The 18,740-nt window shown below is 38.0% G+C and carries 24 protein-coding genes and 2 pseudogenes; 8 read left to right on the top strand and 18 right to left on the bottom strand.

The features are described 5' to 3' along the window. Positions 1 to 272 precede the first annotated feature (272 nt). From M23134_RS12320 to M23134_RS12345, 8 genes and pseudogenes are all read right to left on the bottom strand, one after another. Positions 273 to 767 carry a hypothetical protein gene (locus M23134_RS12320; protein WP_002696468.1) on the bottom strand — a complete coding sequence of 165 codons (495 nt, stop codon included), beginning with the start codon at positions 765 to 767 and terminating at the stop codon, positions 273 to 275. Positions 768 to 1,043: 276 nt separating this feature from the next. Continuing rightward, a complete protein-coding gene (locus M23134_RS12325; RefSeq protein WP_002696469.1) occupies positions 1,044 to 1,331 on the bottom strand; it encodes a hypothetical protein in 288 nt (95 codons plus the stop codon). Between the two features lie 48 nt (positions 1,332 to 1,379). Then, positions 1,380 to 1,646, bottom strand: a pseudogene (locus tag M23134_RS38000) (leucine-rich repeat domain-containing protein); the annotation flags it as partial. 1,131 nt (positions 1,647 to 2,777) lie between these two features. Next, positions 2,778 to 3,290 carry a zinc ribbon domain-containing protein gene (locus M23134_RS12335; protein WP_002696473.1) on the bottom strand — a complete coding sequence of 171 codons (513 nt, stop codon included), beginning with the start codon at positions 3,288 to 3,290 and terminating at the stop codon, positions 2,778 to 2,780. 42 nt (positions 3,291 to 3,332) lie between these two features. Beyond that, positions 3,333 to 3,860, bottom strand: coding sequence for a recombinase family protein (locus M23134_RS12340; RefSeq protein WP_002696474.1), 528 nt, complete (start codon positions 3,858 to 3,860; stop codon positions 3,333 to 3,335). Between the two features lie 150 nt (positions 3,861 to 4,010). Next, positions 4,011 to 4,184, bottom strand: coding sequence for a recombinase family protein (locus M23134_RS41100; RefSeq protein WP_002696475.1), 174 nt, complete (start codon positions 4,182 to 4,184; stop codon positions 4,011 to 4,013). Between the two features lie 297 nt (positions 4,185 to 4,481). Then, on the bottom strand, positions 4,482 to 4,640 hold the full coding sequence (locus M23134_RS41105) for a hypothetical protein (RefSeq protein WP_002696477.1): 159 nt from the start codon (positions 4,638 to 4,640) through the stop codon (positions 4,482 to 4,484). Positions 4,641 to 5,067: 427 nt separating this feature from the next. After that, a complete protein-coding gene (locus M23134_RS12345; RefSeq protein ID WP_002696479.1) occupies positions 5,068 to 6,078 on the bottom strand; it encodes a hypothetical protein in 1,011 nt (336 codons plus the stop codon). 275 nt (positions 6,079 to 6,353) lie between these two features. On the opposite strand from M23134_RS12345, the gene M23134_RS12350 reads away from it, so the two are divergent. After that, entirely contained in the window at positions 6,354 to 7,064 is a 711-nt protein-coding gene (locus M23134_RS12350) for a hypothetical protein (protein ID WP_002696481.1), read from the top strand. 24 nt (positions 7,065 to 7,088) lie between these two features. Here the strand turns inward: M23134_RS12350 and M23134_RS12355 are convergent, their stop codons facing one another. Continuing rightward, on the bottom strand, positions 7,089 to 8,279 hold the full coding sequence (locus tag M23134_RS12355; protein ID WP_002696483.1) for a hypothetical protein: 1,191 nt from the start codon (positions 8,277 to 8,279) through the stop codon (positions 7,089 to 7,091). 16 nt (positions 8,280 to 8,295) lie between these two features. Further along, entirely contained in the window at positions 8,296 to 9,432 is a 1,137-nt protein-coding gene (locus M23134_RS38010; protein WP_002696484.1) for an RNA-guided endonuclease InsQ/TnpB family protein, read from the bottom strand. 57 nt (positions 9,433 to 9,489) lie between these two features. Here M23134_RS38010 and tnpA point away from each other — a divergent pair, with 57 nt between their 5' ends. Together tnpA and M23134_RS38015 are read left to right on the top strand one after the other, a co-directional pair. After that, positions 9,490 to 9,888 carry an IS200/IS605 family transposase gene (gene tnpA, locus M23134_RS12365; RefSeq protein WP_002696485.1) on the top strand — a complete coding sequence of 133 codons (399 nt, stop codon included), beginning with the start codon at positions 9,490 to 9,492 and terminating at the stop codon, positions 9,886 to 9,888. 498 nt (positions 9,889 to 10,386) lie between these two features. Next, positions 10,387 to 10,779, top strand: a complete 393-nt coding sequence (locus M23134_RS38015) for a helix-turn-helix domain-containing protein (protein WP_002696487.1) — start codon at positions 10,387 to 10,389, stop codon at positions 10,777 to 10,779. An 82-nt stretch (positions 10,780 to 10,861) separates the two neighbouring features. Here M23134_RS38015 and M23134_RS12375 read toward each other — a convergent pair whose 3' ends face one another. The 4 genes from M23134_RS12375 to M23134_RS12390 form a co-directional block, all read right to left on the bottom strand. After that, complete coding sequence (locus tag M23134_RS12375) at positions 10,862 to 12,433, bottom strand: hypothetical protein (RefSeq protein ID WP_002696492.1); 1,572 nt, start codon at positions 12,431 to 12,433, stop codon at positions 10,862 to 10,864. A 63-nt stretch (positions 12,434 to 12,496) separates the two neighbouring features. Further along, positions 12,497 to 12,793: a hypothetical protein gene (locus M23134_RS12380; RefSeq protein WP_157558459.1), complete on the bottom strand. Its 297-nt coding sequence runs from the start codon at positions 12,791 to 12,793 to the stop codon at positions 12,497 to 12,499. A 63-nt stretch (positions 12,794 to 12,856) separates the two neighbouring features. Next, entirely contained in the window at positions 12,857 to 13,165 is a 309-nt protein-coding gene (locus M23134_RS12385) for a hypothetical protein (RefSeq protein WP_157558460.1), read from the bottom strand. Between the two features lie 308 nt (positions 13,166 to 13,473). Beyond that, positions 13,474 to 14,043 carry a hypothetical protein gene (locus tag M23134_RS12390; protein WP_002696499.1) on the bottom strand — a complete coding sequence of 190 codons (570 nt, stop codon included), beginning with the start codon at positions 14,041 to 14,043 and terminating at the stop codon, positions 13,474 to 13,476. Between the two features lie 242 nt (positions 14,044 to 14,285). On the opposite strand from M23134_RS12390, the gene M23134_RS12395 reads away from it, so the two are divergent. Continuing rightward, complete coding sequence (locus tag M23134_RS12395; protein WP_002696501.1) at positions 14,286 to 14,657, top strand: helix-turn-helix domain-containing protein; 372 nt, start codon at positions 14,286 to 14,288, stop codon at positions 14,655 to 14,657. Positions 14,658 to 14,738: 81 nt separating this feature from the next. On the opposite strand, the gene M23134_RS12400 is transcribed toward M23134_RS12395, so the two are convergent. From M23134_RS12400 to M23134_RS12410, 3 genes are all read right to left on the bottom strand, one after another. Further along, entirely contained in the window at positions 14,739 to 15,299 is a 561-nt protein-coding gene (locus M23134_RS12400; protein WP_002696502.1) for a hypothetical protein, read from the bottom strand. A gap of 4 nt (positions 15,300 to 15,303) precedes the next feature. Next, positions 15,304 to 15,852, bottom strand: a complete 549-nt coding sequence (locus M23134_RS12405) for a hypothetical protein (protein WP_002696503.1) — start codon at positions 15,850 to 15,852, stop codon at positions 15,304 to 15,306. Between the two features lie 61 nt (positions 15,853 to 15,913). Next, positions 15,914 to 16,189 (bottom strand): hypothetical protein, encoded by a 276-nt coding sequence (locus M23134_RS12410; protein WP_002696504.1) that lies wholly within the window; start codon positions 16,187 to 16,189, stop codon positions 15,914 to 15,916. Positions 16,190 to 16,608: 419 nt separating this feature from the next. Between M23134_RS12410 and M23134_RS41110 the strand changes: the two genes are divergently transcribed. The 3 genes and pseudogenes from M23134_RS41110 to M23134_RS12420 all read left to right on the top strand — a co-directional run bounded on the left by M23134_RS41110 (position 16,609) and on the right by M23134_RS12420 (position 17,765). After that, positions 16,609 to 16,749: a DNA adenine methylase gene (locus tag M23134_RS41110; RefSeq protein ID WP_157558461.1), complete on the top strand. Its 141-nt coding sequence runs from the start codon at positions 16,609 to 16,611 to the stop codon at positions 16,747 to 16,749. 21 nt (positions 16,750 to 16,770) lie between these two features. Next, a pseudogene (locus M23134_RS40515) lies at positions 16,771 to 17,202 on the top strand (DNA adenine methylase); the annotation flags it as partial. Between the two features lie 281 nt (positions 17,203 to 17,483). Continuing rightward, entirely contained in the window at positions 17,484 to 17,765 is a 282-nt protein-coding gene (locus tag M23134_RS12420) for a hypothetical protein (RefSeq protein ID WP_002696508.1), read from the top strand. A 53-nt stretch (positions 17,766 to 17,818) separates the two neighbouring features. On the opposite strand, the gene M23134_RS12425 is transcribed toward M23134_RS12420, so the two are convergent. Further along, on the bottom strand, positions 17,819 to 18,064 hold the full coding sequence (locus M23134_RS12425) for a hypothetical protein (RefSeq protein WP_002696509.1): 246 nt from the start codon (positions 18,062 to 18,064) through the stop codon (positions 17,819 to 17,821). A gap of 255 nt (positions 18,065 to 18,319) precedes the next feature. Here M23134_RS12425 and M23134_RS12430 point away from each other — a divergent pair, with 255 nt between their 5' ends. Continuing rightward, entirely contained in the window at positions 18,320 to 18,718 is a 399-nt protein-coding gene (locus M23134_RS12430; protein ID WP_157558462.1) for a hypothetical protein, read from the top strand. Positions 18,719 to 18,740 lie beyond the last annotated feature (22 nt).

Here is an 18,740-nt window from a genome sequence, read left to right on the forward strand (position 1 = left end):
AGGTAATGAAACAGCAAAAGCCAGATATTTACAGCAGGTATATAAGTTGTTTTACTCTGGACTGTTTCATCAGGTATTAGACAAGGGGAGCTTAGAGTCCACCAAGTGGTATTTATCTGTTTTTTTGTTAGGCGGTCATTGTCTAAGCAAAAGTGAGGTTTCACCTATAATATCTCCTTACTTCGTTATTCAACAATCATAGCCCCTAGCTATTTTTACTTGTAAACGGCAAGTCACTCTGTAGAATACTTTTGTATTTAGGTACCAATGGTTTACGTACTTGTACCCTTATTGTTGCTTACTGCCGTCAGTTTACGTAATAGCTGATTTCTGTAAGAGTGTGGGTTGGTTATTTCCAGAGAAGGCAAAGTAGCGTGCTTTGTCTTTTTTGATTCCTTAACATCAACAGATATGCTTTGTTTAGGGCGAACTTTACGAAGCACTATTTTTTTGTAATCGTCTTTGATTCGCTTCTCCAGTATTTGCTCCACACTATCGCCATAAAAGCAATTGATGTGGGTAAGGAACTCTCCAAGATCAAAGGACACAAGGGTTGGATTGGTTAAATAACGAGTAAGCTGATGTTTTTCGCAGAGCTGTTTTACCTGCTGGTAAATTTCTACTCTTAATCTAAATTTATCTAAAGAAACCGCCCTTATCAAGTCGAATAACCCTTGTTTGACATTCTTTTGCATTCGGTCATCTCTGCCAGTGATTTGGTTCCGAATCTGAACAAATTGTTGTCCCTGAGTTTCTACCTGTTGCATTCTTTCGCTGTATGAACTTCCCCCTTTCAGACTATCCCCCTTATTAAAATGTGTAGGGGGAACACCTTCTTCTTTCTTTACTCTTGTTTCTGTTATTCTATTATCTTTTTTCTGGTATCTTATTACTGTGGTCGCTTGGTTGTCGTGTGATGTTTGGTTGCTTCTTGCTTGCTCCCTGTTAGCAGGTCATTTGATGCCTGTTTCCTGTCCGTTTGGTAGTCACTCGTACAAATAAGGAGCAATGATTTCGTTGGTTTGCAGGCGGTAAACATTGATTCATTTCATTCCCGCCTGTTTGTCGGATTTGATCAGCATACCATACTTGATTAGTCCTTGAATGGCTCTGCTGAGTTTCTTTTTTTCTGCTTCAGGCAGTCCAAAAACAGGGTAATCATTATGCGATAATTTGAATTCCCCTTGTACCAAACCCTCAGGACTTGGCTGAGGGAGTTGCCAGGTTCTTTGGGCACCTAGTAGCAGAATTGCCAACCATAATGGTTTCTCTAAAAGTAACCTAAACACAGGATGGTGATCCTGATGAATAACTTTGATAAAGTGGTGCATTATTAGGTTTGTTATCAAGTAAAGTAGGTGGTGATGTATTTATTTTATTTACTCATATATCACTATACAGTGAGGCAACATTGCTTCAATACGGGCTATTTCTTCCTTTGAGATAGGGTTCATAAAAAGATTCAAAATTTTGAGTTCAGTGAGTGCCTCTATCTCTGATGGTAGTTGTGTAAATTCGTTATTACCAAGATCAAGGTACCTAAGTTGAGAGAGCTTGCTTATCTCAGGCGGAATGCTGTCCATAAGGTTCTCAAATAAATCAAGGGCTTGTAATCTTTTAAGTTGTAAAATCTCCATAGGGAACGATTTGAACTGATTGTATCAAATACCAAGGGTATGTAGTTTGGTAAGTTGTGTTATTTCGGATGGTAAACTGCTTATATTATTACCAAATAGTTCCAGACTTTGAATTTGGGTAAGCTGAGCTACTTCACTGGGTAAGCTTGTCAGATTTTTAAGTGACAGGTCTATCTCTGGTGAGTTGAATTGGGCAATGTGCCTGACGGTAACTTCTTCAATACTAACCTCAGTATCTTGCAAGCTTGATAATAAGGAAGCTACTACCTCTTTTTTTGAGTTTACTAACTTTTGGTTGAGTCATTCTGTTATTGTCAGAGCTTCTGCTACTTTTACTGGATTGGTGCTATCCAAGAGTTGTTGGATATTTGACGGCAATTCTTCATCATCTACTATGGGTATTTCTATCATAGGTCAGTTGGTTAAGCAATTAAAAAGTTATCCATCCTTTAAAATGAGGAGTTGATCAAGTTCTTCATTCAATCAAATGAGAGGCGTTTTTGTTCTTGTTTTCACCCGAAAGAGTAGAGAGTACCTGGGGTTATTGCAAGACTTTTTTGGCGGTTCGAAGTTTTTTTTCAGTTTCGCAAAGTTTGATTAAAAAAAGAATAATAGCAGGTAAATCCTGCTATTATTCTGGTTCGAACACCTTTCTATTGTTTCTTTAAACATCAGGTGAAGCCTTTAAATAAGCTTCTCGCTTTTTGCCAAACTCTTCAAGAGCAAGTAAATGGTTTTCAATAGATTTAGTAGTAGGTAACTCAGGTTTGGTTAAGTTGAGTAGTTCACAAAGCGGTTCGGGAGACTTGTGTAGTTTGCGGATACTAAGGAAACTGTTGCCAAAAACAACTGAAACATCAGTAGTGAATTGCTCAAAAGCGGTTCGGTCAAGCTTCTTTTTTTTGTTTTTGACTATTCTAAAAAAGAGGGGTTGTGTGGGGTGTTAAACATTAGGTCATATAAGGCGTTTCAGGCGGTTCGGAAAGATTGTTGGGGAGTATAAAATATTTGTCCTCAAAAAAACACTTGAACAAACATTTTTTTGATTTCGGGATTTGATAGGTGCCAGATATTTTTGACTGAAGTGAATATTTTTTTGGTAATTGTAAGCAACCCAATCAAACTTTTGGCAGAATGAGTTCACACATTGGTAATTTCTTGTTGGTATTTTAATTTTTTCTGATTGAGCTCTTCCCGTTCTTTTTCCAGTTTTTCTATCAAATGAAAACTAGACGAATTGACTAATATTTGTTGTATTCTATCCATCTTGCATTTGATGCTATTGATTTGTTTTTCTTTATCTTTGATCCAATCAGCCTGAATTTGACCTTTTTGTTCTCGAAATGTTTGTAAAATAATTGAAAATATTTCTCGGACTTGTTCTGGTACTGTAATTCTTTCAAGGAACTCTTGAAACTCAGCAGTAAGTTTTTTACGACCTCTTTGGAATCTGTCTTTATCTTTCTTGTTTGGGCATCCATAGTAAGGGTATTTAGCATTACGCCCCTTTGACCAGTAACCTGTAAATTGCCTTTTACAATAACCACAATGCAAATAGTTTCTTAAGGGGAAATCTGGGTTAAACTTGATATGAGATTTCCCTATTAGAGTAGATTGATTAATTCTGTCAAGTATTTTTTGAGCAGTTTCCAATGAAATAATTGGTTGGTGTTTGGCACGAAATGGTTCTTTAAATCATCGTGATGGTCTATAAAAATACCCTGCATAAAAGTAGATTGTTCTGGGTTTAAATAATATACTAACTATTGTATAGTGAATACGCCCTGTTGTGTTACGTGGGCTATTTGATGTTATGTTTTTCTCTTTAAGGTACCTGTATACATCACTATGGTTACTTAATATCCCATTTGCATACATTTCCAATGCTTCTTTAATATAAGTTGCTCTAGGTTCTGTTGGGATCAAAATCGTGCTTTTGCCTTCTTTCTGTTTTTTATAGCCTTTCGGTACGCCAGCAAAAATCCAATATCCCTCTTTAAACCTTGTGCGTTTACCATTCATAAATTTGAGTCTAAGGTTTCTTTTTTCAAAAGCAGTAAAGGTGTATAAAATGTTTTCTTGTAGCATTCCAGCACTGGTATTGGGGTCTACTGGATACATTACATAAACAATCTCGACACCAGATTCTCTGATTTTTTGTGTAACAATGAGTGATTCAGCTAAATTATCGTTTCTGGATAGTCTGGAATTATCTACGCACACAAAATGAGTAATCCACGGGGTATCTCATATTTTTTTTGGAATTGGTTCAACGTTTTTGCGCCTAGCATTTTTCTTTAAGAATTTTTGTTGTTTTTTTAGTATATCCATTGCTTCATCCAAGCCTTCACGGTCAAATGTCCCCCCTGATACTCATTTATCTTTAATGATTTTAAAAATAGATACATTGTTTCTTTCGCATCGTTCTACACACATTTTTTCCTGGCTCTCCAGTCCAAAGTTTTCTGTTGCTTGGCGCATGGTACTTACACGACAGTAAATTAAAGCTGCCTGGTGTTTAGGATGGTTGTTTTTTAATTGATTCATCTTATAGATGAGTTATCAAAATAAATGAAGAACGGGCAATGATGCTTTACTAGTGCTTGAAAGATAGTTTACATAAACTATCTCAACACCTTCCTGCTTGATTTGCTAGATTAGACTCACTTGTGTTAGCAAATCATTTCTGGATAATCTAGCTGCATCTACGCAAACCAAATGAGTAATCCAAGGCTAACCATTCAAAGTTAGTAGCATATTTTGTTGGGTATTTCTTTGTAAAGACTGCTGCTGTTGGTTGAGCATCTTGAGTACTTGTCCAAGTCATTTACGATGGAGAGTGGCTCAGGCAATACCTATGTCTTTAATGACTTTGGCTACGGGAATTTGTCGCTGATGACACCAGTCTAAACACTTGTTTTCCTGCCACTCCGTACCATACAGTTGATCTGGTTTGCCACGACAATATACCAAGGCAGCCTGATTTTTTTTAGCTTGAATCATTAGAGTGTTATAATAGAATAAATTCATATGGGATGCTTTAAAGGGTGTTTAAAAGTTCCCTTAAAGCTTGTCACGGAGTCTATCAAATCATAGGTCTCAACTCAAGTATTTTTCGATCACCGTTTGAGCTAGGTACTCCAATAAGGTACGTAAATGAAGTATCTCTTCTTTGGTGAGATGCGAAAACCTGGCTCATAATAGCTCCTTGATTTCAGCTAAAGAAATCACTTGACTTTCTTGTGTTTTCATCATATAAATCTATTTACTTACAAAATAATTATTTGGCGCACGATTGACTCTTGTAAGATTATGGGTTTTAGGGTCAAGCCAACTTGTAAAAAATGTGTGGTGGAAGCTAGGGGTATGCGAAAAATTAGCACAGTCTGAAAAGTAGACGATAAATAATATAGAGGGAATAGGTGAAAATTTATATAACTCGCTCCCAAGCCAGACTTTTCAGCAAAGCATCATAATGTTTCGTAAATGCCGTATAACTTACTTTTTTCATTTCCAGCGCAATATCCTGAATGGTGCGGTACTCTCCAGTATAAAAATATTCCTGCATCAGATAATAATAAGCACGAATGGGTTGGTCGGTCAAGATCATTGTTTGGTTGTAAATTTGGGTTTGTAAATGCTGAAAATCTTGTTTATGCTTGTAAAACCTGTGTTGAATTAAATCCCGCAGGACATCAGAAGAAGCCTTGGTATAAAAACTTAAGCCCATTTGCTGGGCATAGGGCATAAATCTATGGGTGACATTGAGGTCATAATCCGATTTTTCAATGTAGCGTACATACTCAAACCAGGTTTCTCTGAAAAAATCCAAAACCAGTTGATTGAGAATACGGGCTGAGGTGCTCTGAACAGCTTCCTGATGGGCAAAAAACAGTTTAAGCAGACGAGGCGCTTTGGATAAGGCTGGAAAAGAAGGGCGCTGAGGCATATACTCCTTACAATGTGTAGGCTGTAGGTTGGCAAAAGCAGTCAGTGAAGTGGGAGTAGTCTTTGCATCAAATTTTTCCTGCAACCATTGTTGGGCTTGTTGTACAGGCAGATTGTTACTATCAGCGTGAATAATCACCAGAGTTTTTTGAGATTGAATGATTTGCTTGTGACACCTCAGTATACTTTTTAAGTTAATACCACTTGTTTTTTTTGTATCAATGGAATCTTTCAAATAGTACTTTTCAATCCCTTGAATATCAAAACCGTAAGCTTCTTTTTGAAAGATTTCTTCCTGTTGAAAAATGTAGAGTTCCTGACTTCGCTCTTCAGGGGTAATCACCAAGGGGGTATGCAAAGCTTCCCACAATACTTGTAATATTGTAAGGGCGTGTGGTTTATGAACCTCAATATTAAAACTGATAAAAGCTCCCCCCGTAAATCCGTTTAACTCCCCAATCCCAGCCAATGCCTCTTTGATGGTTTTTCCCATTTGAGGTAGCCTTCTGTCAGGGTTTAACAGCAGGTGCTCCAAAAGATGCACCTGATGAAATTGAAAATTGGTATTGTAATAAAAGATGATATGTGCATAAAAAGTCTCTATTGATTTGTCAATAGTAATGATGTCTCATTTTGGAAAAGTGTATAACATTTTGATGAATCTATACGCATTAAAATAATCTGGTTTACATATTGGTATCTTACTCATCGCTTTTTAAATTTCAAACACCCCTTGAAATGAAAACTCCGCTCAACCTTTGAACTAATTTGGAAACAAAACTTCAAACTGATCATCCCCAACTGGCTCATTTACTAAGGAAAATTCAAGCCACTCACTTTCAGCTATTAAGTAGCCTTCAACCTACTACTACTCAACAAATTGTGGAACTCATCAGCCAATACTCTTACCTGGATCAAAAAAGTAATGATGATATTTTACGCATTGATGAGGAGGGTAAAAAAGCAGGGTTAGCCCTTCCTCAATTAAGTGTAAGGTATAAACAACAGGTGGTCGGTTATGCGACTTTGAAAGCCATTGCTTTGCCCTTGAAAGCGCCAAGCTCTATTCCTGCCTATATTTTTGAGAAAACCACGGTGACAGACACTCTTTCCCCCATCGGACAAACTGCCAGAGGTTTGTTTAAGGAGACAACTGGGTATTCCTTAGGCACATTCCTCTCAGAAAATATCATCAAGCTCAATGAAATACTCACTAATACAACCTTGCCTACCATTGCCTGGGTAACCACCCAATTAGATAAAAAACATCTTTCCCCAGTGCTTACTTATTCGTTGAATCAACAAAATAAAATTATTTCGGTGCAACAATTTGCCATCCAGTACCCTAATTTGTTGGATGTATTATATCCTCAGTATGGAGGTGAGATAGCTACCCAAAACACTCCCCAAAGAGAACACTGGATGGTATACAATGAAGCTACCGTGAAACTATTGGCAAATTTTCAGACCAACCCTTAGTTGTCAAAACGAGGGAAGGTATTTTTACTTACACAACATCCACTTAGAGTTTCCTCTGTAGGTGACCTGTGGGGTAATCCAGATGAGGTTGCCCTTATATATTTCTTCACCATCTATGGTTCCATTGTACTGGCTTTCTAATATTTTGACTTTGATTCGGCTTCTATCTGCATTAAAAAACTCGATCACCGCTCTTATTGGCTGCTTTTGGTTAACTACTCCAAACCCAAAAACAGAGCCTATCACTCTGAGACATACTCGGTCTCCTTGCCTCCAATTTTTTGGGTCAGCATTATGGGCATCTATTTTGGCTTGTTCTGCCGCCCTTTTTCTCTTTTTTTCTGCTTCTATAGCCTTTATTCTTTTTCTTCTTGCTACGTCTTTTTTTAGTGGTCTTACATCCACTGCAAGCCCTGGATTAAAATACTGTCTATATTGTACCTTTTTTCGCTCCAAGACGGCATAGGATATTTTGTCTATTTTGATGAAATCTGTTGTGTGGTTACTTATGGGGATGCTCACACTACCGTTTTTCATCCTGTAACTTTTTTTATTGATGTATATCCACTCTGGGCTACCTGATTTGTGCCATTTGTGTTTTTGGGACGACTTCTGAGATATTTCAATGTGGAGGTTTCCACTGGAAGGGTAGTAGCCAAAACGAAGATAAATATCTTTTCCATCATATTTATCCCATTTGTAATCTGACCCTGGAAAGGAACCAAGCTTGTGTTTGGGCATCGCAGCATCATTGATATTTGTGGTGTATGTTTTATAAAACTCCTGCAAATCACCTTCGCCATAGGTAGTTATTTTTTTACACCTTTTTATGCGGTCATTGTATTTTGCAGGTATGGGGCCTTTAGTGAATAACGAAAGCATACCAGAACGGATTTTTAGACCTACTTTTTTTTCTAAATAAGCTTTGCTCAATCCTTTATCAATAATACGTGCGATATTTACTTTTGAGCCATTTTTTGCATAAAGTGAGGCATTAAGTTTTCCAGCACCTGAATAAAAATAAGCTATTTCTGCCGCTGATTCTACAATTATTGTAACATAACCCTCAATACCTGAAATATCAAATTTCCCTGCCCATAACCTTATATAGGTAGGGTTGTCTTTTGTACCCTTCGGTACCATTCTTTGATCTATTTTTCCGTCCCCTTTGACTACTCCCCAAGCTAAAGCAGAGGGAATTCTCACCCAACGCACAACCTAATGGTTCACGTTAACGGATGGAGGCAAAAGCCCTTGCCTCAATATTTTTTGCAGCATTGACATCTGCGTTTAGTTTTGTGCCACAAGATGTACACACAAATTTAGCTTGTGTTTTCCTGCTTTCTTTGTCTTTGTGCCCACACTCAGAGCATACCTGGGAAGTATGCTTTGGGTTTACCTTGACAAAAGTTCGCCCGTGCCATTTCGATTTGTACTCCAACTTATCCAAAAACATAGAAGGCGCAGCATCCAGAATGGAGCGATTAAGACCTGATTTGGCTTTGACGTTCTTTCCAGGTGCTTCGGTGGTTCCTTTGGCTCTACCAGTCATATTGCGAACTTGGAGGTTTTCAACCGCAATAGAGCCGTATTTGAGAATTAAGCCTGTGCTGACTTTGTGTTGAAAATCGTTGCGAATACGGGCAATTTTAGCCTGAAGTTTGGCAAGTTTTCGGGCTTGCTTCTTGAAGTTGCTCCCGCCTTTCTTTTTGCGGGAAAGGCTTCGTTGTTCAATCCTGAGTTTGTTTTGGTAGTGCTGAAAAAGACGCGGATTGGCAATGTGTTCGCCACCTGAAGTGGTTATAAAATGTTCTATCCCCCAATCCAGTCCCACAGTTTGGTTATTGCTGGGAAGTGGTTGGGTGGTCGTTGAAAACATAATAGAAATATAGAAACCATCCGATTCTTTGATGATGGTTGCTCGCTTAAGTTTGGCTTTCTTAGGGATTTCTCGTGAGTAGAAGGTTTTGACCTCACCCAACTTTGGAAGAACAAAACGACCAGCCTCACAGTTGTCACGGGTGACTGACTTTAGAGTGATGGAGTTGTATTTGCCTTTTTTCGCCCATTTGGGAAAGCCACCACCTTTAAAGAAAGATTGATAGGCTTTCTCAAGCCTTTGAAGCACATCCTGGAGGCTTTGAGAAGGGACATCTTTGATCCATTCAACATCCTTGAGGGTTTTGAGCTCCTTATCCAAATCAAAGCGAGACAAGTTAACCCCATAAGCTTTGTAGGCGTATTGTTTGGTCTCCAAAGCAAGGTTGTACACAAACCGACAAGCACCTACCCAACTACTCAGTTGCCTGGTTTGGGTAGCTGATAAATTTCGGAGCTTGTATTTGTATGTCTTAACTACTTGGAGCATAATGCAATATACAAAGAAAATATTATTTATCTGACAAATAAATACTATATTTAAGCTATGGAAAAACGCTGGAAAAGCTCTAAAAATAGTGTCTACAACCTTGGCTATCATATCATTTGGTGTCCAAAATACCGCAGGAAAGTCCTGACTCAGGAAATACAAAAAAGGCTCAAAGAGCTTTTGCTTTCAAAGGCTAAAGATTTGGGCATTGAAATAGAAACAATGGAGGTTATGAAAGACCATGTACATCTTTTCATCAAAGCGAAGCCAATAGATGCTCCTCATTTCATTATTGGGCAACTTAAGGGCTACACTAGTCGCCATTTGAGGCAAGAATTTCCCCAACTAAAAAGTAGACTTCCAACACTTTGGACTAGATCATATTATGTGGAATCGGTAGGGCATATTTCAGAAAAAAACATCAAAAAATATATTGAAAACCAAAAAATGGTTTGACACCAAATCTGCCCCTTTCACGGGCAATTATTTTTCATCCCACTACTAAAGACAGTGGGCTTTCAAATAATAGTTATCGTAAAATTTTTAACCGACTTTGGTACGTAAATTCTTTTTGTTTGCTGGGGTGAGTTGGTCGTTTTGGTGGCTACTTGCGCATTTATCAAACCACAAAAGGACGATAAAATAATGGATACAGTTGCTAGTACAATTTTCATTTTTTAGAAGTTTTTGTTGTCTGTGTATTTATGTTCTACAGTGGCTGAAAGCATCAGCCCATACCGTAAAGTTTTCATAGTCTTTGGGTTTTGCGGTTGAATTGTTTTATTTACAATTCAATCATAAAGGGCACTGGCAAATCGTGAAGAAAAGATGGCTACACTCAACTTGTAAGTGCCCAGATGATAGTGTAAATTCAGAACAAGTATAACTCATTGTAAGACAATACCTTACCTGTATGCTTGGTATTTTATCAGTCCGACTTGTAAATTACAGTTGATGAAAATTGGAGAAAAAGTAAAGAAGTTAAGAGAGCTCAGAAACTATACTCAAGAGTATATGGCGGAGCAATTGGAGATGTCTCAGCAAAATTATAGTTTGATAGAGAATGATGAGGACGAAGACATTAGCCTCAAACGACTAAAGAAAATAGCGGAAACTCTGGAAATTAGCTTGAATGATTTACTCAACTTTGAAGACAAGCAAATTTTTAATAATTACGGTAATTATTCTTGCGCTGAGAATAACCAGAATACAATCAACAACCATTATGATGCTGAGAAAAAGTTGCTGGAACAACAAATCGAAAGCCAAAGATCGGAAATTGAATATCTAAGAAAGATGCTGGAAAGAGCATTAGGAACTACTCCAAACGAGTCTAATGATAAATAATGAAAGCCTTTATTGAGCTTTTCCACGCACATATTCATTTTATCAACAAAATAGACTGATGGTAAATCTTAAACAGACAAGGTTAAGCATTCAAGGCAGGAAGCTGTTCTATTTGGCTCATCATTGCTTCTAACTCTATATTTTCCTGTTTTCTATCTTCTTTCTCGTAACGTTCTCTAAAATTTCTTTGGGTCATTGCCTCGGTTTTAGCCCAAGGTGAACCAAAAAAAGAGGCTTGATCGGGACTTTTAACTCGTTGTGAAAAATGTTGGATGGCCAGGGGATTAAACCTTGCCTGGGGCGTTTGAAAAGTGGCATCGGTAAGAAAAGACCCAAAAGTAGCGATGATTGGCGATTCTTGGTGAGGCGTTAGAGAGGAAGAGGGTTGTAAAATATTTTTGAGTAGTGGATCATTGATATGATTTACCAAATGTGGTTGCTGATGATAAGTGAGTAATGCCTGATGTAAAGTATCAATGGACTTGTTCAAAATTTTGATCTCTTCTACGGAACTATACATCAAGGTATAGTGAAAATGCTTCATTAAGGTATGTAAAGCTGGATGTTCCTGAGGGGTAATTTCTCTCCCTGCGCCAAAAAATAATTGCTGGTAGTGGCTGGTATCTTGCAAACTCTGCCCACCTGAATCTTGTAAAGCCTGCATCGTTGCCATCAGTTTACTTTGGGTCATTTGCCCCTGAAAACGTACTAAAGCTTGTTGTAACTCGGTTTGTAATGGCAATGGATCAGGTAAACTCTGGGCGATATGTTGTTGTCCTGTTTGAGTTTCATAAGCTTTCAATTGTTCTCGTGGACGTTGGTTGCTTTTAAAAGAAGTCTTACGAAAAAAAGCTTTTCTATTGATATGACTTGTTTGTTTCATTAATTGAGGCAAGGTGGGCAGTTTGGCGGACTTAAGATAGTTTACTGCTTTTTGATAACCGACAATGACCTCTCCTTGCAAACCTCCCTGTGTATGATTGGTCAGCGAAGGTCCACGAACTTCTCCCGTATATAAATTGATGCGTACTGGATCGTATACCTGTCCAGTGGAATCTTGAAAAGCAATACAAAGTTCTTCTCCTTCTACTTTGGTGCGATTCAATTGAAACTCAAAATCCTGACTGACTTTACCCAAAACCTCCTTTGTAAGATAAGTCATATACATTTGCTTGGCGGTTTCCAGCGTTGTTTCTTTGCTGCTTTCATATAACTGTTGGTTGAGCAGTCCAGCGATTTTTTGTTGGACTGCACGTTGTTTTGCAAACTGAGGAGCCACACGTTGTAACAGTTTACTCTGACCATTTTTACGTCGGGTTTGTTCTAACTGAAAGGCATACAAAGATGTTCTGAAAGCCTCCAAAATGGTCGTATCTTTAATATTGCCAAACCAATGTTTTTGTATTTGCTCCCAAACCTCCCTATTTAACTGAGGCTTTGAGGGGTCATTAGATTCAAAGAAAATAATAGAAGGAAACATCGCCAGATAATCCATTGGTTGCTCTACATTCATCTGTTGGTATTCTTGGGCTGAACCCAAACTGATATTTGCCAGTTGATCATCGTGGGCATTGATTCCTGGGATGGACTTCCATACCTGAGGGCTACTAAGTTGAGCTAATGTTACCGAGGTTTCCCCAGAAAACTCCTGCATAGTAGCTTGGTGTATTTCTAATGAAGGGCGGGTAAGCCCTAGTTGTTTTTCGTAGTGTTGGAATCATTCGGTAACCCTCAGCAAATCATTTTGTAGTTGCACTGGCAAACCTGTTAAAACATCTACTTGATTACTTTCTTGAAGGCTTATTACAAAAGAAAGTTTTGCGTAAGCTTCTACGCTCATCCCTTGGGTCGTCAGCTTGCTTTCAATACTTGGGTTTTGTTGGATCATAGCTGCACGATACTGTTGGAATCTTTCGTCGAACACCTGGGGATAGGTTTCGGGCGAAAGTTGTTGTGCTAAACGATGAAACTCTTTTGTCATTTGCTGATCTTGTGTCTGTTCTATATTTTTCATTTGTTGCATTTGTTCGGAGTTGCCTTGGCTTGTTTCGATCTGAGGAATAATTTGAGCAGTTTTTCACTTCAATATCTGTTTGTTTTGGTCTTGTAGTTGTTGCTTTTGGGAGCGTTTTAAGGAGATTTTTACTTTATCTAAAAACTCACCAGGAGACACATATTTATTCTCAGGGTTTTGAAAAAAATCATCTATAAGCTGAGGCAGTAGGGCAAGGCTACTGCCAGGCAACGCTTTATTTTTAGCAAGCTTACTAAGCAAGTTTGTTAAAAACTCTTTACTAAGGATTCCGTTATCTTTCCGATGCTCTTTCGCCAACAATATCCCTTGCCTAATACTTGTTTGCAAATGCTGAACTTCTTGGGTACTCATTTTTTTGCTTTGTACAAAGTGCAACAACTGTTTTCATAAACCTTTGTCCAGGGTGTGGTCGATTCAATAGTTTGTAGAGTCTTGGTGTTGCTTCAATAATACATCCTTTCCTTGTTCGTTGGTATCCTTTACAGAGGAAGAATGAAACATCTCTCCTTGATTCATCAGAAAGTCTTAAAAAAAGATAAACATCGTGGCTCAACTATATTTTATACCATTAGAAGATTTTATACAAAATGAAAAATGGTGGCAATTATTATTGCCACCATTTTGTACAAAAATGTTTCTGGTAAATACACAAGGCACTACTATTTTTTCTTATTCAAAGACTCATAATAATTCCGAAGCTTTGTAGTTACAAATCCTTTTTTGAGAAGTGACTTGTAAAGGGTTTTAACCTGAGTACTCCACCCGTTCCATCCACCGCCATTTATTCGGGCAGCTTTCATTTCTTGGGTCATCAACTGCTTGATCTCAATCAAATGTACTAATTTATCCATTTGTTTCAGCTCAGCTGCTTCCTTATCTAGCTTTTCGTTCTCGATTTTTTGTTTAAACTTACCTACTTTAACCACCCACTTCCTAATCAAGCGACCCTCTGGTAACACTCGTCGTTCTTTGAGCGTGAGCTTTTTGTATTTTTTATCCACTAGCCCTACCAGTTTTAGAATTTTTTGATCTACTTGTTTAATATTACCTTTATTGATTTGAAGGGCTGGATTTTGCAAGAACCGAATCAAGTCCTTAAGAGTTTGTTGCTCAGTGTAAGTAATACCTTGATAACCTGTTTTAAGGTTTTGGTTTTGCTGGGCAACACTATTAGAGGTTACGCCTAACAAAAGGCTACTAATTACTACTAAATAATGGATAATTCTCATAATGTTTAAGTTTTGTTGTTATTGAATTATTTATTTATGAAAGAATCATAATGAAAAATTGAAGGATGTAAAGCCCAATTACACCACATAACTCATACAGATTGCGTATTTTTGGTACATCTTCTCCCAGTTTGTAAATACACAAGAGAAGACATAGATTTAGTGCAAGTATAAGTAATTGTTTTATAGGTGGTTACTCATCAAATTTGTGCATTACCACCCCAACCTGTAAATTACCATCAATGAAAATTGGAGAGAAAGTTCGGAAGCTGAGAGAGCTCAGAGATTTTAGCCAGGAATATATGGCGGAGCAATTGGGGATGTCTCAGCAAAATTATAGTGCCATAGAAAATAATCAGGATGAAGATATAAGCCTTAAACGATTGAAAAGGATAGCCCAAATCCTGGAAATACAAATGAATGACTTACTGAGTTTTGATGAAAAAAATATCTTCAACAATTACTCTCAAGCCGAACAATTTGGTATTATTAACAACCAGTACTTTGAAGCAGAACGTAAATTATTTCAACAACAAATTGAGCAATATAAGACAGAGGTTGCTTATTTACGCAAAATGTTAGATAAGGCTTTAGGGAACTCAAATAATAAGTAATAGCCTACCTCTTTTTTTCTTCATACTTCTACTCATGAACTTACCAAACAAAGCCCTTCCGAAAATAACGGAAAGGCTTTTTTACTTTTTAGATACTTTTTTTAAATAAGGCGTAGAAGCAGTTTTGAGCGGTACAGGTGAGATTAACTCGCCTGTTTTTTCGTCTAACCATTCCTTGCCTTCATCTACTGCTTTTTTGAGCAGGGTTTTACGGGCTTTCAATGCTGCATCGTGTATCTGGTACTCACTGTCCTGGGCATAATCCCATTTTTCAGGTGAGTTACCTCGTTCTAGTCCAAAGCCTTCCTGAAGTTCCTCAGATGTATATTGTTGCGCCTGAGTAAGGGCTAACAATTGTACTTTGGGCGTGACGCTTTCCAGTATTGATTGCATTGCTTTAAGCATCGTAAACACTTCCAATGGACATTCAAAACCTTCTTCGATAGCAGATAACACTGCGGGAAGATAATCTTTCATTCGCCTAGTAAGTACTTGCAAGCTTTTGACTTCTATGGGTATTTCCTGATGGATAATCTTATAACCAACAACAGGTTTAGAAGACAAAAGAGGGGAAACGGGGACGTTTTCGTCCACCGTTGCCAGTTTTTTACCCCGTGTTCGCAGGGCGTTTTTTTGTGCCATAGATTTACTTCGTGTCTTGTGCTTCTACCAGATAAATCTCATATATCTTGGTAGACCCTTCAGAGTGCTTGTTAGGTTCTTCACGGGCAAACTCTATTTCAATCTCCGTGTTTCGGGGTAGGTTCAAACTTTCAAGCGTACGGATAAGCTGGGCACCATATTGCAGGTATAAACCGTCGGCATTGCTCAACAACACCGCCTTACGGCTATCAGTTTGAGTAATTCCCTGAAAGAAGAAACGCTCCCAAGTCATTTGAAGGTTGGCATTACACAAATCATTGACTTTCTTTTTCTCGTCTTTGGTTTTGGCTTTCTTCAACATATCTTCACGTTGCTCTTCTACCATTGCCACCGACATTTTGAACTCGTAATATTTGGGTACAATAGACACCGACCGTTTACGGTTTTTGAGTTCAGCTCCTTTGGCAAGCAGTTCCTGATATTCGTCAGGGTTAAACTCTACTGGAGTAGGTGCTAAACTGGTTTCTTCACCCAGTTGGTTGGTTACTACGATTTCTTCAGTAGCAGTACTGTTTTCTACGTGTTCGTTCATTTTTGATAATATTTAGAGGTTTGATAATAAGGGGAAACTACCAAGCCGTTTCCCCATCAGGCTACAATTCGTAAGGTGTTTTGGGAATAAAGGTATAGGTGTCCAATTCAGAGAGTGACATTTCCTGTTCGGGGAAGTCTATTTCTGGCAGTTCTTCACGAGGAATATCTACCGATGCTTCTTCGACATAAATGTCAGTGATAAGTTCTGTAGTGGATGAGCTCGGAATAGTGAGCCTACGTGGTTCAAAAAAATCAGAAGGTGGGTTGGGTAACAAAAACAATAATGCCCATTCAAGGGGTATTCCCTGAGCGAGTAGTTCAGCTAGGCTTCGCATCGTGCTGAAACTAATAAGCGCAAGTAAGTGGTTACTTGCCAAGTGGCAGAAGCTACAAACGATGATTGTACTTCTAATTCACGCAGTTGCGTTATTTGCTGTCTATGAAGACGACAAACGTTGAGGAACATCACAAATGAAAGTGCGTTGAATGGTTTCTGTATCATAAGAACAAGTGTTTAAGAGTGTTTCAACCGTTCCAATGTTATCCTGAACCTTTTCGACTGTTTTTCCAAGCTGTATATCTACCTATAAAATCCCCTTACAATGATGATATGGGTAGATACACAAAAGTGATTGTAGCAGTAATGCAGGCGATTTCAAGCCTAAAAGAGCCCTTGTACTCTTATGCTAAATGTCTACACTTTGGGCTATGGGAATAAAGGATAGTTGGTTTTAGTCATCTTTTGGGTATGTCAATGATTGCAACCACCACTCCTTTGAAAGCTTTGATGAAACCTCCACTTACCTATTATGGAGGTAAGCAACACATGATTAAACATATTTTGCCGCTTATGCCAGCCCACCAACTCTATTGTGAACCATTTGTAGGTGGTTGAGCTGTATTTTGGGCAAAGCCTCCTTCTTCGGTAGAGGTATTGAATGACTTGAATGGAGAAGTGATTAACTTTTATCAAACCGCAAAAACTCAGTTTGAGGCATTACAAGCACGTATAAAAGCAAGTTTGCATAGTAAAAAGCTCTACGACGATGCCTTGGTGATCTATAAACATCCTCATTTGTTTAGTGAGGTAGATAGGGCTTGGGCTTTTTGGCTTACAACAAATCAATCATTTACCTCTAATATTGGGGCTGGTTGGTCTTATTCCAAAAAAAGGAATCAATCAGCTAAAACCAGTTTTTACAAGAGAGAAAGGTTTGCTCATTGTTATACTGAGAGGCTTGAGTTTGTGTCTTTAGATTGCAGAAATGCTTTGGAGGTCATTCAAAAACGTGATACTAAAGAGAGTTTTTTCTATGTTGATCCGCCTTATTTTAATGCCAATCAATGACATTACAAAGGCTATACTGAAGCTGATTTTCAAGAGCTATTAGAGGTGCTTTCGGATATAAAAGGAAATTTCCTTTTATCAAGTTACCCTAGCAATATATTGAGTCAATATCAACAAAGGTATGGTTGGGAGCAAAAGAGCCTTGACACTACTATTCGTATCAAGCAACACACTAAACCCAAAACGGAAGTCCTCACGGCAAACTATCCTTTGGAGTAGCTCTTTTACGGGCTACTTTTTTTATTTCTAAATATTCACCAAAACATAAATTTAAATGCCTTATGAGCAATCCAGAAGCAAAAACCAAGAAGTTTAGAAAAAGCCTGAAACTGGTCGTAGATACCAGCGGTGAAGTAACTTTGTATGGGCTCAATATTACTGATCTTCTGACAGAGCATAACTATCCGATGTGGTTCAGAATGTATGCGGATACTTTGGCAGAATATGCCAGAGATGAGGAGGAAGAAGATGTTGAAAATAAAGACGAAGGCACCATCGCATCAGATGATAATGAGACCAATTTCTATAAGGTATTTGGTGTAAAGCCAAGTGATTTTTTCTAAGCATAACCAAAGTATGTCAGTTTTTACTGATGTGCTTTTTTGATTTGAATTGCTTATACTATACGCCTTTTATTCTCCCTTATAAAATCAATCACCTCATCTAAGTTTTTAATACTTTTCTTTTGTCTGGAAAGTGCTGCATAGACGCTACTGGGCTTGAGGTTAAAAAGTCTGCTGAGTATTTCCATTGCGGTTTTTTCTGGTGGGGTAGCTCCGTGAATTCTGTGTTGGTTTTCCAAAATATAGGTAACTACATCGTCCAGATTGGAAAGCTTCTTTTGTTGCTTGTAGAAAATCATTTTCAGGCTTTGAGGGCTTGATCAAGTGATTTTGTGGAGCAGGGCTTTGCATACGCTGGCAGTTATTCAAGGTTTGCTGGCTTTCATAGGTGTGATGTTATTTGCTAAAATTTTACTGTCTCTCTTTCCATTATCTTTATACAAATTCACTTACTCATTGCAAGTCAAAGTTATATTAAATAATGAAAAAAAGTATAACATCGACTTGCAATCGACTATGCTAAAGCTATTAATTTACTGTTGTCATAGAGAAAGATGGCAACAGAACTGATCATTAACAATTTAGCTTTTATTCTTTGCACAAGACACTTGATGAAAGAAAAGTTTTTGGATATGCTACAAAACGATTTTTTAGAAGGTTTTATAGGCTTGGTAAAAGGCGAAATACTGCACCGTTATATCATAATGTGCACAGCTAATTACCCGTTGCTATACGAATACCTTGAACCAGAATTTGGATTTGGACACTTTTACAAAAAAATCCCGTTTGAGAATATTGCAATGGGTGGGTTGAAAGATTTCCAAACAGGATACATTTATTTTTGGTTTGGTACAAGCACCAAATCCTTGGCTAAGGCTACGGAAGTAGCCACAAAATACAAGCAAATTGCTATACGGGACAACGTAGAAAAAAAGGAGATCAGGCTCAAGTAGCCCCTCCTTTTTTGTTATTTAC

This window comes from Microscilla marina ATCC 23134 (genome assembly GCF_000169175.1).
Classification (GTDB): domain Bacteria; phylum Bacteroidota; class Bacteroidia; order Cytophagales; family Microscillaceae; genus Microscilla; species Microscilla marina.

Bases quoted from the DNA above. Each gene is read 5' to 3' on its own strand.
- M23134_RS12320 (WP_002696468.1), bottom strand. From the start codon at position 767: ATGCAACAGGTAGAAACTCAGGGACAACAATTTGTTCAGATTCGGAAC.
- M23134_RS12325 (WP_002696469.1), bottom strand. From the start codon at position 1,331: ATGCACCACTTTATCAAAGTTATTCATCAGGATCACCATCCTGTGTTT.
- M23134_RS41100 (WP_002696475.1), bottom strand. From the start codon at position 4,184: ATGAATCAATTAAAAAACAACCATCCTAAACACCAGGCAGCTTTAATT.
- M23134_RS41105 (WP_002696477.1), bottom strand. From the start codon at position 4,640: ATGATTCAAGCTAAAAAAAATCAGGCTGCCTTGGTATATTGTCGTGGC.
- M23134_RS12345 (WP_002696479.1), bottom strand. From the start codon at position 6,078: ATGGGAAAAACCATCAAAGAGGCATTGGCTGGGATTGGGGAGTTAAAC.
- M23134_RS38010 (WP_002696484.1), bottom strand. From the start codon at position 9,432: ATGCTCCAAGTAGTTAAGACATACAAATACAAGCTCCGAAATTTATCA.
- tnpA (WP_002696485.1), top strand. From the start codon at position 9,490: ATGGAAAAACGCTGGAAAAGCTCTAAAAATAGTGTCTACAACCTTGGC.
- M23134_RS38015 (WP_002696487.1), top strand. From the start codon at position 10,387: ATGAAAATTGGAGAAAAAGTAAAGAAGTTAAGAGAGCTCAGAAACTAT.
- M23134_RS12375 (WP_002696492.1), bottom strand. From the start codon at position 12,433: ATGCAGGAGTTTTCTGGGGAAACCTCGGTAACATTAGCTCAACTTAGT.
- M23134_RS12380 (WP_157558459.1), bottom strand. From the start codon at position 12,793: ATGAAAAATATAGAACAGACACAAGATCAGCAAATGACAAAAGAGTTT.
- M23134_RS12385 (WP_157558460.1), bottom strand. From the start codon at position 13,165: ATGAGTACCCAAGAAGTTCAGCATTTGCAAACAAGTATTAGGCAAGGG.
- M23134_RS12390 (WP_002696499.1), bottom strand. From the start codon at position 14,043: ATGAGAATTATCCATTATTTAGTAGTAATTAGTAGCCTTTTGTTAGGC.
- M23134_RS12395 (WP_002696501.1), top strand. From the start codon at position 14,286: ATGAAAATTGGAGAGAAAGTTCGGAAGCTGAGAGAGCTCAGAGATTTT.
- M23134_RS12400 (WP_002696502.1), bottom strand. From the start codon at position 15,299: ATGGCACAAAAAAACGCCCTGCGAACACGGGGTAAAAAACTGGCAACG.
- M23134_RS12405 (WP_002696503.1), bottom strand. From the start codon at position 15,852: ATGAACGAACACGTAGAAAACAGTACTGCTACTGAAGAAATCGTAGTA.
- M23134_RS12410 (WP_002696504.1), bottom strand. From the start codon at position 16,189: ATGCGAAGCCTAGCTGAACTACTCGCTCAGGGAATACCCCTTGAATGG.
- M23134_RS41110 (WP_157558461.1), top strand. From the start codon at position 16,609: ATGATTGCAACCACCACTCCTTTGAAAGCTTTGATGAAACCTCCACTT.
- M23134_RS12420 (WP_002696508.1), top strand. From the start codon at position 17,484: ATGAGCAATCCAGAAGCAAAAACCAAGAAGTTTAGAAAAAGCCTGAAA.
- M23134_RS12425 (WP_002696509.1), bottom strand. From the start codon at position 18,064: ATGATTTTCTACAAGCAACAAAAGAAGCTTTCCAATCTGGACGATGTA.
- M23134_RS12430 (WP_157558462.1), top strand. From the start codon at position 18,320: ATGGCAACAGAACTGATCATTAACAATTTAGCTTTTATTCTTTGCACA.